Below are 13,908 nucleotides of genomic sequence, written 5' to 3'. Positions count from 1 at the left end.
TTTTTATGCAGCGAGAGCACATCTACCCCTCAAAGTCCGCACGTTTATGGAGTGGGCAATTTCGCTTGCTTGGCAAGCTTGATCTGACCCTCAACTCCGACCCGCTGTCTTTCAGACGTGCACGGCATGCACGGCCTGACCGTGTGGCGGCATCGCCACGCGAACCCGTAGAGCGATGAAGAGCGCAGCGAGGATCATCACGCCTCCTGCCGTCACAAAGACGCCGATCACTCCGCCGAATCCGAACACCATGCCACCCAGCGCGGCCCCCGCTGCGATGGACGACTGCACGCATGCAACCACCATACCTCCAGCCGTTTCAGCCTGATCAGGAACCGCTCGCGCGACCCAGTTCGACCACGCCACTGGGACACCTCCGAAGGCGAGCCCCCAAAACGCGACCAACAGCATCAGCCCGGTCTTGTCCACAGGAAGCCAAATCATGGCCAGGGCCGCGACGCCGACCAGCGCAGGCATCCAGACGAGCGTGGCGCGCAGGCTGCGCTCCATTATCCAACCCGCAACCAAAGTCCCGACGAAGTTGGCGATACCGAAGCCAAGCAACATCAGAGACAGATCCTGCACGTGGATATGCGCAACGCTCTCGAGCGCGGGACGTATGTAGGTGAAAAGTGCAAACTGACCCGTGTGAGCCAACACGCATCCGGTCATGCCCGCTGCAATGCCAGGACGTCGAAGCAACTCCAGCACCGTCGCAGTCTGCAGCAATTTGCGCGGCGCCATACGGGGCAACGTGAGCACCTGGAAAAGGAGCGTAACGATGCCCACCGCGGCGGCCGCCAAAAAGGCGCTGCGCCAGCCGTAGAGTTCACCCAGGTAGCTGCCGAGCGGCACGGAAACAACCGTGCCCACTGCGATGCCACTGAAGATTATTGAAAGTGCGCGTGGGACAAGCCTGGCCGGAACCAGGCGCATCGCAACCGCAGCCGCCATTCCCCAGAAACCACCCAAGGCAAGGCCCAGAAGGACTCGCATCGCCAACAGCATCGGCAGGCTCAAGGAAATCGCCACCAGCAGATTGGAGGCGATCATCAATACGGTGAACCCAAGCAAGACCAGTCGGCGATCAAACCCGCGTGTCAGGCGCGGCACCAACAAACCGGCGAACAGCGCCACAACGGCAGTTACGGTGACGGCTTGGCCCGCAAGGGCCTCCGACACACCAAGATCCGCTGCCATCGGGGTCAGCAGGCTGGCGGGGAGGTACTCCGCAGTAAGCAACCCGAACACGCCCATCGCAAGAGAAAAAACGGCTACCCACGCCGGCGTGTTCACCTCCTGAGCCACTGCATCCTTCACATCACTTCTCATTTCAAACAACTCCTGAATATCTCAGGCAGGAAGTCTAGGGCCGCATTCCAGGATGATCTATGATAAAAAGTCCTGAGTTTTTAACCGAAACACCTGAAATGATAGAAGGCCGCTCCTTCGTTCTGTCATCCGACCTCATCAGTGAGCTGCTGACAGGCATGCGGTTGCGCGGGGTGCAGTACCGCCGCGTTCAAACCGGTCCATCGTTCGGCTTCGATTTCGACGCCAGGCCTGGATACAGTTATTTCCACTACCTCGCGGTCGGCAACGCAGTCCTGCGTACGCATGACGGTGCAGTTCATGAACTCACCGCCGGCAGCGCCGTGTTTTTGCCGCAAGGCGGCGGACATCAGCTCCTTTCGGATCCGAACGCCTCTTTCCAACCGATCGACACGTTCGACGTGGCGCCATTGGGCGAGGCTGTTAGTGGGGTCGATACTTGCCCCAGTACACATTCGACGCCCAGCGCCGTCCTCTTCTACGGCTGCATGGAGTTCGACCTAGGCGGTATGCAGGGACTGGCAAAGCTGATGCCGGATGCCATGTTGGCCGATACGGACGGGACGAGGTATCCCGGCTTGCGCGAGATCCTGGACGCCATGAAGCGTGAGATATGCTCTGGCCGCATCGGCTTCGCTGGCATCCTGGCGCGGCTTGCCGAGGTGGCGGCAGCGATGATCACGCGTGGGTGGATTGAATGCGGTTGCGAGAGCGCTTCCGGACTCGTAGCTGCCTTGCGCGACCCCCGTCTCGCCCGCGCCATCTTGGCGTTACATCGCTCGCCCGGTAAGGAGTGGACAGTCGCGGAGCTGGCTGCAGAATCGCATGTTTCTCGATCGGTCTTTGCCCAACGCTTTCAGGCGACCCTGGGGGTTCCGCCTCTGCGCTACGCGACAGAACTCAAGATGCGCCTCGCCAACCAATGGCTGACTCAGGACAGGCTGTCGATCGACGCAGTGGCGCATCGTCTGGGCTATACCTCGCAAGCTGCGTTCAGTCGGGCGTTCAAGCGCATCAGCGGCCAATCGCCTGGCGCGACGCGGCGAACGGCGGCATAACCAGCACACTCTTCTTTGCGTGCCCGATTAACAAATCGGCCGCGCGAGCGGCCGTTTCTACTTTCACGAGCGAGATTGCGACAAGGAACAGTAAATGGCGGGAGAACGATGCTGTTCACGCTGCGACCGACTTTATTCCGTGCGACCGACTTTATTCCCCGTTTTCACACCGCCGCCCCGCTCTCCCGCCTCACTCCACCGTCACACTCTTCGCCAGATTCCGCGGCTTATCCACATCCGTACCCCGCGCGCATGCCGTGTGATACGACAGCAACTGCAGCGGCACCGTGTGAAGAATCGGCGACAGCTTGCCGTAGTGTTCCGGCATGCGGATCACGTGCATGCCTTCGGCGCTTTGAATCTTGCTGTCGGCGTCTGCAAACACATACAACTCACCGCCACGCGCGCGCACTTCCTGCATGTTGGACTTCAGCTTTTCCAGCAGTTCGTCCTTGGGCGCGATGGTGACGACCGGCATGTGCTCGGTGACCAGCGCCAGCGGGCCGTGCTTGAGTTCGCCGGCCGGGTAGGCTTCGGCGTGGATGTAGCTGATTTCCTTGAGCTTGAGCGCGCCTTCCAGGGCGATCGGGTAGTGCATGCCGCGGCCCAGGAACAGGGCGTTTTCTTTCGAGGCAAAACGGTCGGCCCAGGCCATGATCTGGGGTTCCAGCGCCAGCACCGAACCGATGGCGGACGGCAGGTGGCGCAGGGCCTTCAGGTGCTCGGCTTCCTGCTCTTCCGTGAGGTTGCCGCGCGACTGCGCGAGCGTCAGGGTCAGGAGGAACAGCGCGGTGAGCTGGGTGGTGAAGGCCTTGGTCGAGGCCACGCCGATTTCGACGCCGGCGCGCGTGATGTACGACAGCTTGCACTCGCGCACCATGGCGCTGGTGGACACGTTGCAGATGGTCAGCGTGTTTTCCATGCCCAGCGATCGGGCGTGCTTCAGCGCGGCCAGCGTGTCGGCGGTTTCGCCGGACTGCGAGATCGTGACGACCAGCGAGCGCGGGTTCGGCACGCTGTCGCGGTAGCGGTATTCGCTGGCGATTTCGACGGCGACCGGGATCTTGGCGATGGATTCGATCCAGTACTTGGCGGTCAGGCCGGCGTAGTAGCTGGTGCCGCAGGCCAGGATCAGCAGCGAGTCGACTTCCTTGAAGATCTTGTAGGCGTCGTCGCCAAAGAGTTCAGGCGTGATGGACTCGATGTCTTGCAGGGTGTCGCCGACCGCGCGCGGCTGCTCGAAGATTTCCTTCTGCATGTAGTGGCGGTAGGGACCCAGTTCGGCGGCGCCGGTGTGCACGTGAACGGTGTGCACTTCACGGTCGACGTTCTTGCCGGCGGCGTCGACGATCCAGACGCGCGAGAGCTGCAGGTCGACGACATCGCCGTCTTCCAGGTAGATGATCTGGTCGGTCGTGCCGGCCAGCGCCAGCGCGTCGGACGCGAGGAAGTTTTCGTTCTGGCCCACGCCCACTACCAGCGGCGAGCCTTGGCGCGCGCCGACCACACGGTGCGGTTCGTCGCGGCAGAACACGGCAATCGCATACGCGCCATGCAGGCGGCGCACGGCGTTCTGCACCGTTTCGAAGAGGTCGCCGGAATACAGGTGATTCACCAGGTGCGCGATGACCTCGGTGTCGGTCTGGCTCTCGAAGACATAGCCGACGGCTTGCAGCTCGGCGCGCAGCTCGTCGTGGTTTTCGATGATGCCGTTGTGGACGAGCGCGATGCGCGGCTCGTCGTTGCCCAGGTGCGAAAAGTGCGGGTGGGCGTTGTGCGTGGCGGGCACGCCATGCGTGGCCCAGCGGGTGTGGGCGATGCCGGTGAAGCCTTGGACCTTGTCCTGCGCAACCTGATCGGCCAGCTCGGCCACGCGCTGCGTGCTGCGCGTGCGGCGCAGATGGCCGTCGGCGTAGACGGCGACGCCGCAAGAGTCATAGCCGCGGTATTCCAGGCGCTTCAGGCCTTCAACGAGGATCGGGGTGATGTCGCGCTGGGCGACGGCGCCAACAATGCCGCACATAGGAGTGACTCCGGGTAAGTTCAGTACGGACGCATTGTGCGCGCCCCTTCAAGAAATTTGATTTCTTTATGTTGGCCATTCTGGCATTTAATTCCCTTACATAAGTGTGATTAAATTATCTTTCGTCCAAGTGACAGTTTTGAATTAATCATGCAAAACACACCAAATCCGCTGCCCGAACTCGATGATCTGGACCGGCGCATTCTTGAAAAGTTACAAGAAGACAGCTCGCTGACCAACCAGGATCTGGCCGCGCGCGTGCACGCGTCGCCCCCGACCTGCCTGCGGCGGGTGCGGCGATTGGTGGAAGAAGGGGTGATCGATCGCCAGGTGGCGATCCTGTCGGCCGAGAAGCTGGGCAGCACGCTGACGGCGATCGTGGAGATCACGCTGGATGTGCAGGCCGCCGAAAGCCTGGACGCGTTCGAGCAAAGCATGCTGACCGAACCCGCGGTGCTGCAGTGCTACCGGGTGTCGCCGGGTCCGGATTTTGTGGTGATCGCGCAAGTGAAGGACATGCCGGCGTACCACGCGCTGGTGCACCGGGCGTTCACGGCGCAGGCCAACGTGCGCAATGTGCGCACGTTTTTTTCGGTGCATCGCGCCAAGTTCGAGACGCGGATCGATGTGCGGGGTTGAGGCGCGGCTTTAGAGCAGCCGCAGAGGCGGTTTACTTGCGACCCACCAACCGCTCAAACTGCGCCAGATAGCGATTCCCCATCTTCTGCACGTCATGCTCATTGCGCACGTACTCATACGCGCGCTCGGTGACCTCATGACGAAACCCCGCGTCATCCAGGCAACGCGCCATGCCGGCCGCCATCGCCTGATGATCACCCACGGCGCATAGCACGCCGCGGCCGTCGGCCAGGCTTTCCTTCAGGCCACCGGCGTCGGTGGAGACGACCGGCACGCGTTGCAGGAAGGCGTCCAGCACGCTGCTGCCCAGCGCTTCTTCCTCGGAGCTCATGACGAAGACATCGAGGATGCTGTAGAAGTCTTCCACGCCCTTCCTAAAGCCGGCAAAGCGGTAGACGTCTTCGATGCCCAGCTTGCGGGCCTCGTCCTTGGCCTGCTGTTCGCGATCGCCGCCGGCGCCGAAATGCAGGAAAACGAAGTCGCGGCGCGTCTTGGCCAGTTCACCGACGGCGCGCACGAGCGTGACCGGGTCCTTGTCGCGGATCAGGGCCGCGGAGGTCGCCATGACCTTCTTGCCCTGAAGGTCGAACTCGCGCACCAGGTTGGCGACGTTCTCGGCGTTGATCTGATGGGGTTCGACCGCGCTGCGGATGATGACGGGTTCGATGCCCAGGCGGCGCGGCTCGCCCGCGGCCATCTCGCTGATGGCAACAAACAGATCCGTGTGGCGCCACTTGTAGCCGGTCTTCCATTCGTCGCCCGGCTTGACCACGAACGACGTGCGGCGCGAGAACACCACCGGCCGGCGGTGCAGCCATTTGGTCAGCACGGCCCACGTGATGGTGTTGGCGGTCTGCGCGTGGATGATGTCGTAGCGGCCGGCGCCGGCCAGAAACGCAAGCTGTCCGGGCACGTTGCGCACGGTGTGGGCGACAAATCCTTCCTGGCGGGCGCGCTCGGCCAGCGGCGCGCCTTCACGGCACATCACTTCGACGTCATGGCCCGCCTTGCGGAAGGCGCGCATGCAGTACAGCGTCTGGCGTTCGCCGCCGCGCCAGCCTTTTTCGAAGTTCAGTTGCAGGATCCTCATGCGCGGCCGATGCCCGAGTATTCAAAGCCCAGGCCGCGCACGTCGGCCGGCGTGTACAGATTGCGGCCATCGATGATGAGCGGCGTCTTGAGCAGCGCCTTGACGCGATCGAAGTCGGGCGCGCGGAAGACCTTCCATTCGGTGGCGATGAGCAGCGCGTCCGCGCCGTCCAGCGCGTCGTACATGTCGGTGGCGAAGCTGACGCCTTGATGGCCGGCCAGCACGCGGCCGGCTTCGTGCATGGCCACGGGATCGTAGGCGCGCACTTCGGCGCCGCGGCGCGTGAGTTCGGCGATGACGGTCAGGCTGGGCGCCTCGCGCATGTCGTCGGTGTTGGGCTTGAAGGACAGGCCCCACAACGCGATCTTGCGGCCGCTCAGGTCTTCGCCAAAGCGCGCGACCAGCTTTTCGGAAAGGCGGAACTTCTGCGCGTGGTTCGCGGCTTCGGCGGCCTCGATGACGCGCATCGGCAGGCCGTGTTCGGACGCGGTGTTGGCGAGGGCTTGCACGTCCTTAGGAAAGCACGAGCCGCCGTAGCCCGCGCCGGGATACAGGAAGTGATAGCCGATGCGCGGATCCGCGCCAATGCCGCGGCGCACCTGTTCGACGTCGGCGCCCAGCACTTCGGCCAGGTTCGCCATTTCGTTCATGAACGAGATGCGCGTGGCCAGCATGGCGTTGGCGGCGTACTTGGTCAGCTCGGCGGAGCGCACGTCCATCACCATCAGGCGGTCGTGCGTGCGCTGGAAGGGCTCGTAGATGCGGCGCATGACGCCGATCGTGTAGTCGTCGTCCGCGCCGACGATGACGCGGTCCGGACTCATGAAGTCGTTGATGGCCGCGCCTTCCTTCAGGAATTCCGGATTGGACGCCACCGTGAACGGCAGATCCACACCGCGCTCGGCCAGTTCCTTGGCGACCGCGGCGCGTACCTTGTCGGCCGTGCCGACCGGCACCGTGGACTTGTCCACGATCAGCTTGCGCGAGGTCATGTGGCGCGCGATGTTCTGCGCGGCCGCCAGCACGTACTTGAGGTCGGCCGAACCGTCTTCGCCAGGCGGGGTGCCCACCGCGATGAACTGGACATCGCCGAATGCCACGCTCTGCGCGACGTCATCGGTGAAGTGCAGGCGCCCGGCCTGTACGTTGCGGCGCACCAGGTCTTCGAGGCCCGGCTCGTAAATGGGGATGCCGCCCTGGCGCAGCAGCGCGATCTTGGCCGCGTCCACGTCCAGGCACATGACATCGTTGCCCATGTCGGCCAGGCACGCTCCCGACACCAATCCTACGTAACCGGTACCCACGACCGTGATTTTCATGCCTGTGCGCCTTCAAATAGGTAATCTTTGCGCCCGGAAAGTGAAACCGGGCGCCGGCCGCCATTATAGAAGCGGCCCGCGCCCGGGGGTCCGAGCGGGTTTCAAGCGGCAGTAGCGGCCCCTAGGCCCGCAGTTTGTTGAAGCGGACGGTGTTGACCACCACGGCCAGCGCCGCGCACACCGTGCCCAGGACAAGAGCCAGCCCTGGTCCGTGGGCCGCGCTGACGCTGAAGGCGATGGCCACCAGCGCGGTGCCGAAGCTCTGCCCGAAAACCCGCGTCGTGGCCTGCAGGCCGCCAGCCGCACCGCTGCGCAGCCGGGGCGCGGCAGACAGCAGCGCGCGGTTGTTCGGCGTCTGGAAAAAGCCGAAGCCCACGCCGGCCACGAACATGCCGGCGATGACGGGCCAGTTCGACACCGTGGACGGCAAGAGCGCCAGCCAGAGCATGCCCGCAACCATCGTGGCCGCGCCAATGCCGCTGAGCGTGGCGGCGGAATAGCGGTCGGACAGACGTCCGGCCAGCGGCGCGATGATGGCCGTACCGACCGGCCACGCGCCCATCAGCAGGCCCACTTCCAGATAAGGCCGGCCAAGCACCTGCTGGAAGTAAAACGGCAGCGACACATAGGAAGCCATCTGCGCGGCAAAGGTGCAGGCCGACGCGCCCACCGCAAACGCCAGCGGCCGGATGCGCAGCAGGTCCACCGGCACCAGCGGCGCGGTCTGCTGGCTGGCGCGCCGCACCAGCACCAGACCCGCCACCGCCGAGATCGCGACCAGGCCGATGCCGCGCAGCAGGTCCTCGCCCATCATGTCCACGCCGGAGATGAACACGCCCAGCGTTGCCATGCAGAGCAGCGCGCTGACCCAATCCAGCTTGACGTTGTTGCGGGGCACTTCGGGCAGATGACGCAGGCCGAACATGGCAAGCGCGCAGATCGGCAGGTTGACGGCAAAGATCCACGGCCAAGGCGCCACGGACAGGATCGCCGAGCCGATGGTGGGGCCAAGCACCGACATCACTGCCACCGTGGTGGCGTTGATGCTGATGCCCCGCCCCAACATCTTGAGCGGATAGATGTTGCGCACCAGGCCACCGAACATGCACATGAGCGTGGCGGCGCCCAGCCCCTGGAACACGCGCGCGGCGGTCAACTGCCACAACGTGCCGGCCAGCGCGCAGCCCAGCGAGGCCAGCGTGAACAGCACCAGCCCGAACGTGAACATGCGGCGAAAGCCGATGCGCTCGGCCAGCGCGGACAGCGGCAAGAGCGCCATCACGACGGCCAGGTTGTAAGCGTTGACGATCCAGACCGCCTGCGCGGGCAGGGCGTCGAGATCCTTGGCGATCGTGGGCAGCGCCACGTTGGCGATGGTGGTGTCCAGCACCGACAGGCTGATGCCCGTCATCACGGTGGCCGCCGCCCAGTACCGGCGCGGCGCCGGCAAGCCGTCGGGCGGCGCGGGCTTGGCCCCGCCCCCCGCAGCCGCCTCCTGTTCCTGCGTCACGACTTCTTTACCGGGCGTTGCCATCCGTCAACGGTGATCTGCTTGGGACGCGACACCGTCAGCTTGTCGGCCGGTGCGTCGCGCGTGAGGGTGGTGCCGGCGCCCAGCGTGGCGCCGCGGCCGACGCGCACGGGCGCGACAAGCTGCGTGTCCGAGCCGATGAAGGCGTCGTCTTCGATGACGGTGCGGTGCTTGTTGACGCCGTCGTAGTTGCAGGTGATGGTGCCCGCGCCCACGTTCACGCGCGCGCCGATATCCGCATCGCCGATGTAGGCAAGGTGGTTCGCCTTGCTGTCCGCGCCCAGCACGCTTTTCTTGATCTCGACGAAGTTGCCGACGTGGCTGCGGTCGCCCAATTCGGCGCCGGGACGCAGGCGGGCGTAGGGACCCACGCGTGCATCGCGGCCCACTTCGGCCTGCTGCAGGTGGCTGAAGGCTTCGATCTGCGTGCCAGCGCCAACGCTGACATCGCGCAGCACGCAATGCGGGCCCACGCGCACGCCGTCGGCCAGCGACACCTGGCCTTCGAAGACGCAGCCCACGTCGATGAACACGTCGCGGCCGCAGGTAAGCGTGCCGCGCACGTCAAAGCGGGCGGGGTCGGCCAGCGTCACGCCGGCTTCGAGCTGGCGGCGGGCCTGCTCGGCTTGCCAGCGGCGCTCCAGTTCGGCCTGCTGCACGCGGCTGTTCACGCCCAGCGTTTCCCATCCAGCGCCCGGCTGGGCCGCGCCCACGGGCACTTCGTCGACCACGGCCAGCCCAACCACGTCGGTCAGGTAGTACTCGCCCTGGGCGTTGTTGTTGTCGATGCGGGTCAGCCAGTTCTTCAGCTTGGCGGTCGGCGCGCTGAGGATGCCGGTGTTCACTTCCTTGATCTCGCGCTCGGCTTCCGAAGCGTCCTTGTGTTCGACGATGCGGCACACGTTGCCGTTGGCGTCGCGCACGATGCGGCCATAGCCGGTGGAATCGGCCAGCACTTCGGTCAGCACGGCGGCGCCCTGGCCGCGTGCTTCCAGCAAACGCTGCAGCGTTTCCGGCTGCACCAGCGGCACGTCGCCGTACAGCACCAGCGTGACATCGTCCTTGCCATCGCCTTCCAGCAGCAGCGGCACGGCCTGTTGCACGGCGTGACCCGTGCCCTGTTGCGGTTGCTGCAACACGAAATGCAGGTCGGGTTGGCCTTCGAACGCCTGCTTGACGCGATCGGCGCCATGGCCGACCACCACGATGATGCGCGCGGGCTTCAACTGGCGCGCGCTGTCCAGCACGTGCGACAGCATGGGTTTGCCGGCCAGCGTGTGCAGCACTTTGGGAAGGTCGGACTGCATACGTTTACCCAGTCCGGCGGCAAGAATCACAACATTAAGCATAAGTTCCAGTAGGTTGAGAGACGGGCGGGCGGCCTTGCGGCCGACCCGCGTGTCGATTGAAGGATGGGTTCAGGGCTTGCCGTCGGCAGGCCCGTTTTTCTTGGTGGTCTTGGCCGTGCGCTTGGTGGCGGCCGGCTTGCGCGCGGCGGCGGGTTTGGCGGACGGCTTTCCGGTCGTGGCGCGCGGCTCGGCCGACGCCTTGGGACTCGCGGGCTCGGCCTTGGCCTTTGCGGCGCCGGCAGCACCCGGTGCCTCCGGCGTGCCGGCGGGCATGGACGCGGCGGTGGCGGCGGCGATCTGATTGAACTGCTGTTGCAGCAGGTCCCACCATGCCTTGGAAGCCGACTGCGCCGCGGCGCCCATCTGCTCGCTCATGGCGGCGGCCGATTCGGGTCCCGCGCCGGCGGATGCGCCCGTGCCTTCCGGGTTGATGCCGGACTGCGCGCCGGCGTTTTCCTTTTCCTTGGCAGCGGTCGCGCTGCTGGACGGCGCAGACCCTGCCGGCTTCGCAGCGGGCTTCAACCCCAGCGCGACTTCCAGCGGCGACGGCGCGGCGCCGTCCTGGCTTGCGCCCATATCCATGCGCGATGCGCTGTCCACGAAGGCGCGCAAGGTGCTGATGGTGGAGCGCTGCACCTCCATGCCCTGGATGGTGCTGGAGAGCATGCTGAGATTCATGCGCAGCCAGTTTTCCACCGAGCGGAGCTCGGCGATGCGGCGGTCCAGGTCTTCAAGATTCATCGGCGGCGCCATGGGCAGGCTGCTGGCGAGGCCGCCGGGTCCGGTCAACCCGGCCCACGCCTGGCGCATCATCTCCATGCTGGCCAGCAGCGGATTGCCCGACAGATCAGAGCTCTGGCCCATGCCGGGCAGGACGAACGGGTTGTTGTATTGGTCGCTCATTCCAGGTCTCTCCATAGTCGGGTGCTTGCTGCCGGCGGCCGGGCTCACCCGGGCAGCAGTTGATTGTTCTCCACGCGCACGTGGTCGCCGGAGGCGAACGCGAACGGCTGCGCGCTGCGGAACTGGCGCGTGCTGCCGTCATTCATGCGCACTGTGAGCTCATAGTGCGTCACTGTTTGTTGCTGTCTGATATTACGCTCAACTTCACGGCCTGCCAAAGCACCGCCGACCGCGCCCAGCACCGTCAGCGCCGTCTTGCCGTTGCCTCCGCCAAACTGATTACCCACAACGCCGCCAGCCACGCCGCCGGCGATGGTGCCGACCAGATGGTTGCTGTCGTCCTTGGTGGGCACCTGCACCTGGCGGATGGTCTGGACCACGCCGCAGGTCGCGCAGGCGGGCTGCGCGGGCGCCGCCGCCGGGCGGGGCGCCTGAGCGGGCTGCGATTGCTGCGCCTGATGCATCTGACCGGCGGGCCTGCCCGCGCCCGGCGGCGCGGTGTTTGCGGCCGTGTTCATGGCGGTGGCGGGTTCAGCTGCCGGCGCCGGCGCCAGGTTGGCGTCCTCGGGCCCGGCCTCGGCGACGGCGGCCTCCGCGTGCGGATTGGCCGACGGCGACGGCAGCCAGCCCAGCACGGCGGCCACGCCCACCGAGCACATGACGATGACGGCGATCGCCGCGGCGGCAAGCAGCGGATGCAAGCCGCGGCGCGGCGGCGCGGAAGAGGTCGAAGTATTCATGACGATGCTCCATCGTAACTAACCGGCAGTGGTATAGCACCCGCGCGCGGTTTCGGCATGTTGCGATGGTGACCCTTCATTGCAGGGCAGATGGAGGGTGGACAGGGTGGGGCATTCGTGGACAATAGGCCCATGGATTCGATCACGCTGACCCAACTGGAACAGGCAATCAACTACTGGCGCAACACGTCGCCCTCGGTGGGAGAAGAGTCGCGCCTGTGCCCCGAGGCAGCCGCGTTGGCCACCCCCTACGCGCTGATGATCATCAGCCATCAGCGCGAAATCGCCGCCACGGAACTCGGCGAAAAAGCGCGCGCCGCGCTGGCCGCGTGGGCGGCTGCAAAGGTCTGAGCAGGCTGGCGGCCAATGTCGCATCAACCCCGCAGCTATCCCCGCAGTTATCCCTTCAGCAGCGCCTGGATGTCATGCGTCAGGGCATCGACCCCGACATTGTTGTTGGCCAGCACGCGCGATTCGCCCTTGCCGTCCAGCAGGTAGAACGCGGCCGTGTGGTCCATCGTGTAGTTGCCGTCCTTGGTGGGCGCCTTGGCGTAGTACGCCTTGAACGACGCCGCCGCCTTCTTCACCTGGTCGGGCGTGCCGGTCAGCCCCAGGAATCGCGGGTCGAATGCCGTGACGTACTGCTTGAGGACCTCGGGCGTATCGCGCTCCGGGTCCACCGAGATCAGCAGCACCTGCACGCGATCGGCGTCCGGACCCAGCTTCTTCATGACTTCGGTCAGTTCGGCCAGCGACGTGGGGCACACGTCTGGACACTGCGTGAAACCGAAGAACACGACCACGACCTTGCCGGAAAAGTCCGACAGCTGGCGCATCTTGCCGTTGTGATCGGGCAGCTCCATGGCGCGGCCCAGTTGCGTGCCACTGATGTCGCTGCCCTTGAAAACGGGTTTGCTATCGCCGCAGGCAGCCAGGGCGGCGGCGACAGCAGCAGCTGCGCCCAGTCGCAGGGCCAGCCGGCGGCTGGCGGAAAACACGGACATCAACAACCTCCAGGGGATCAGCGCAGCAGGCCGACCCAGTGGTCCACCAGCAGCGCGCCAAACAGCAGCGCCAGGTAGAGAATGGAAAAACGGAACATGCTGCGGGCCAGCTCGTCGCTATACGCGCGGTAAAGCCGCCAGGCGTACGACACGAACATGCCGCCCAGCACCAGGGCCGACAGCAGGTAGAGTTCGCCGCTCATGCGGATGGCGTAGGGCAACAGCGTGGTCGCCATCAGCGCCAGGCTATACAACAGGATGTGCAGGCGGGTGAACTGGTTGCCGTGCGTCACCGGCAGCATGGGCAGGCCGGCCTTGGCGTAATCGTGATTGCGGTAGAGCGCCAGCGCCCAGAAGTGCGGTGGCGTCCAGATGAAGATGATGAGGACCAGCACCCAGGCTTCGGCCGGCACCGAGTCCGCGACCGCAGCCCAGCCCAGCGCGGGCGGCATCGCGCCCGACAGGCCGCCGATCACGATGTTCTGCGGCGTGCGCGGCTTGAGGATGATGGTGTAGATGATGGCGTAGCCCACGAACGTGGCGAACGTCAGCCACATGGTGAGCGGGTTGACCATGTGGTACAGCACGAACATGCCCGCGCCGCCCAGCAGACCGGACAGGCTCAGCACCTGGAAGGCGGAAATGGTGCCGCGCGCCGTGGCCCGGCGCGCGGTGCGCAGCATGCGGGCGTCGACTTCCTGTTCGATCAGGCAGTTGATGGCGAAAGCGGCGGCGGCCAGCAGCCAGATGCCGATCGTGCCAAACAGCACACGGCGCATGTCGGGGATGCCGGGCGCCGCGAGGAACATGCCGATCACGGCGCAAAACACCGCCAGCTGCGTAACGCGCGGCTTGGTGAGAACGAGGTACTGGCGGAGCAATCCGGATTGAGGAGCGGCAAGACTGGTCATAGTGGACCT

At 65.3% G+C, this 13,908-nt stretch carries 13 protein-coding genes; 3 read left to right on the top strand and 10 right to left on the bottom strand.

Going from position 1 to position 13,908, the window contains the following annotated elements; translation table 11 throughout:
- Positions 1 to 111 precede the first annotated feature (111 nt).
- Positions 112 to 1,332: an MFS transporter gene (locus tag AC6LJW_RS00660; protein WP_498086177.1), complete on the bottom strand. Its 1,221-nt coding sequence runs from the start codon at positions 1,330 to 1,332 to the stop codon at positions 112 to 114.
- Between the two features lie 59 nt (positions 1,333 to 1,391).
- On the opposite strand from AC6LJW_RS00660, the gene AC6LJW_RS00655 reads away from it, so the two are divergent.
- Positions 1,392 to 2,390 carry an AraC family transcriptional regulator gene (locus AC6LJW_RS00655; protein WP_427984270.1) on the top strand — a complete coding sequence of 333 codons (999 nt, stop codon included), beginning with the start codon at positions 1,392 to 1,394 and terminating at the stop codon, positions 2,388 to 2,390.
- A 190-nt stretch (positions 2,391 to 2,580) separates the two neighbouring features.
- On the opposite strand, the gene glmS is transcribed toward AC6LJW_RS00655, so the two are convergent.
- On the bottom strand, positions 2,581 to 4,413 hold the full coding sequence (gene glmS / locus AC6LJW_RS00650) for a glutamine--fructose-6-phosphate transaminase (isomerizing) (RefSeq protein ID WP_427985275.1): 1,833 nt from the start codon (positions 4,411 to 4,413) through the stop codon (positions 2,581 to 2,583).
- A 150-nt stretch (positions 4,414 to 4,563) separates the two neighbouring features.
- On the opposite strand from glmS, the gene AC6LJW_RS00645 reads away from it, so the two are divergent.
- Positions 4,564 to 5,052, top strand: coding sequence for an Lrp/AsnC family transcriptional regulator (locus tag AC6LJW_RS00645; protein ID WP_498086176.1), 489 nt, complete (start codon positions 4,564 to 4,566; stop codon positions 5,050 to 5,052).
- A 31-nt stretch (positions 5,053 to 5,083) separates the two neighbouring features.
- Here AC6LJW_RS00645 and AC6LJW_RS00640 read toward each other — a convergent pair whose 3' ends face one another.
- The 6 genes from AC6LJW_RS00640 to AC6LJW_RS00615 form a co-directional block, all read right to left on the bottom strand.
- Entirely contained in the window at positions 5,084 to 6,142 is a 1,059-nt protein-coding gene (locus AC6LJW_RS00640; RefSeq protein WP_498086175.1) for a glycosyltransferase family 4 protein, read from the bottom strand.
- Positions 6,139 to 7,461, bottom strand: a complete 1,323-nt coding sequence (locus AC6LJW_RS00635; protein WP_056565505.1) for a UDP-glucose dehydrogenase family protein — start codon at positions 7,459 to 7,461, stop codon at positions 6,139 to 6,141. Before AC6LJW_RS00635 ends, AC6LJW_RS00640 begins: the two co-directional genes overlap by 4 nt.
- A 121-nt stretch (positions 7,462 to 7,582) precedes the next feature.
- Positions 7,583 to 8,971, bottom strand: coding sequence for an MFS transporter (locus tag AC6LJW_RS00630; RefSeq protein ID WP_235512147.1), 1,389 nt, complete (start codon positions 8,969 to 8,971; stop codon positions 7,583 to 7,585).
- Entirely contained in the window at positions 8,968 to 10,341 is a 1,374-nt protein-coding gene (gene glmU / locus AC6LJW_RS00625) for a bifunctional UDP-N-acetylglucosamine diphosphorylase/glucosamine-1-phosphate N-acetyltransferase GlmU (protein ID WP_498086174.1), read from the bottom strand. Before glmU ends, AC6LJW_RS00630 begins: the two co-directional genes overlap by 4 nt.
- Positions 10,342 to 10,410: 69 nt before the next feature.
- Positions 10,411 to 11,244, bottom strand: a complete 834-nt coding sequence (locus AC6LJW_RS00620) for a PhaM family polyhydroxyalkanoate granule multifunctional regulatory protein (protein WP_056565515.1) — start codon at positions 11,242 to 11,244, stop codon at positions 10,411 to 10,413.
- A gap of 44 nt (positions 11,245 to 11,288) precedes the next feature.
- Positions 11,289 to 11,984, bottom strand: a complete 696-nt coding sequence (locus tag AC6LJW_RS00615) for an outer membrane lipoprotein (protein WP_498086173.1) — start codon at positions 11,982 to 11,984, stop codon at positions 11,289 to 11,291.
- A 132-nt stretch (positions 11,985 to 12,116) separates the two neighbouring features.
- Here AC6LJW_RS00615 and AC6LJW_RS00610 point away from each other — a divergent pair, with 132 nt between their 5' ends.
- The gene (locus tag AC6LJW_RS00610; RefSeq protein ID WP_105236951.1) at positions 12,117 to 12,335 is read left to right on the top strand and encodes a DUF3717 domain-containing protein; all 219 of its coding nucleotides are present in this window, start codon (positions 12,117 to 12,119) and stop codon (positions 12,333 to 12,335) included.
- Between the two features lie 47 nt (positions 12,336 to 12,382).
- On the opposite strand, the gene AC6LJW_RS00605 is transcribed toward AC6LJW_RS00610, so the two are convergent.
- Entirely contained in the window at positions 12,383 to 12,988 is a 606-nt protein-coding gene (locus tag AC6LJW_RS00605; RefSeq protein ID WP_498086172.1) for an SCO family protein, read from the bottom strand.
- Positions 12,989 to 13,005: 17 nt separating this feature from the next.
- Positions 13,006 to 13,899: a heme o synthase gene (cyoE, locus tag AC6LJW_RS00600; RefSeq protein ID WP_063954065.1), complete on the bottom strand. Its 894-nt coding sequence runs from the start codon at positions 13,897 to 13,899 to the stop codon at positions 13,006 to 13,008.
- Positions 13,900 to 13,908 lie beyond the last annotated feature (9 nt).

The organism is Achromobacter sp. 1012554356, assembly GCF_059760815.1.
This window is presented reverse-complemented; position numbering and strand designations above follow the sequence as displayed.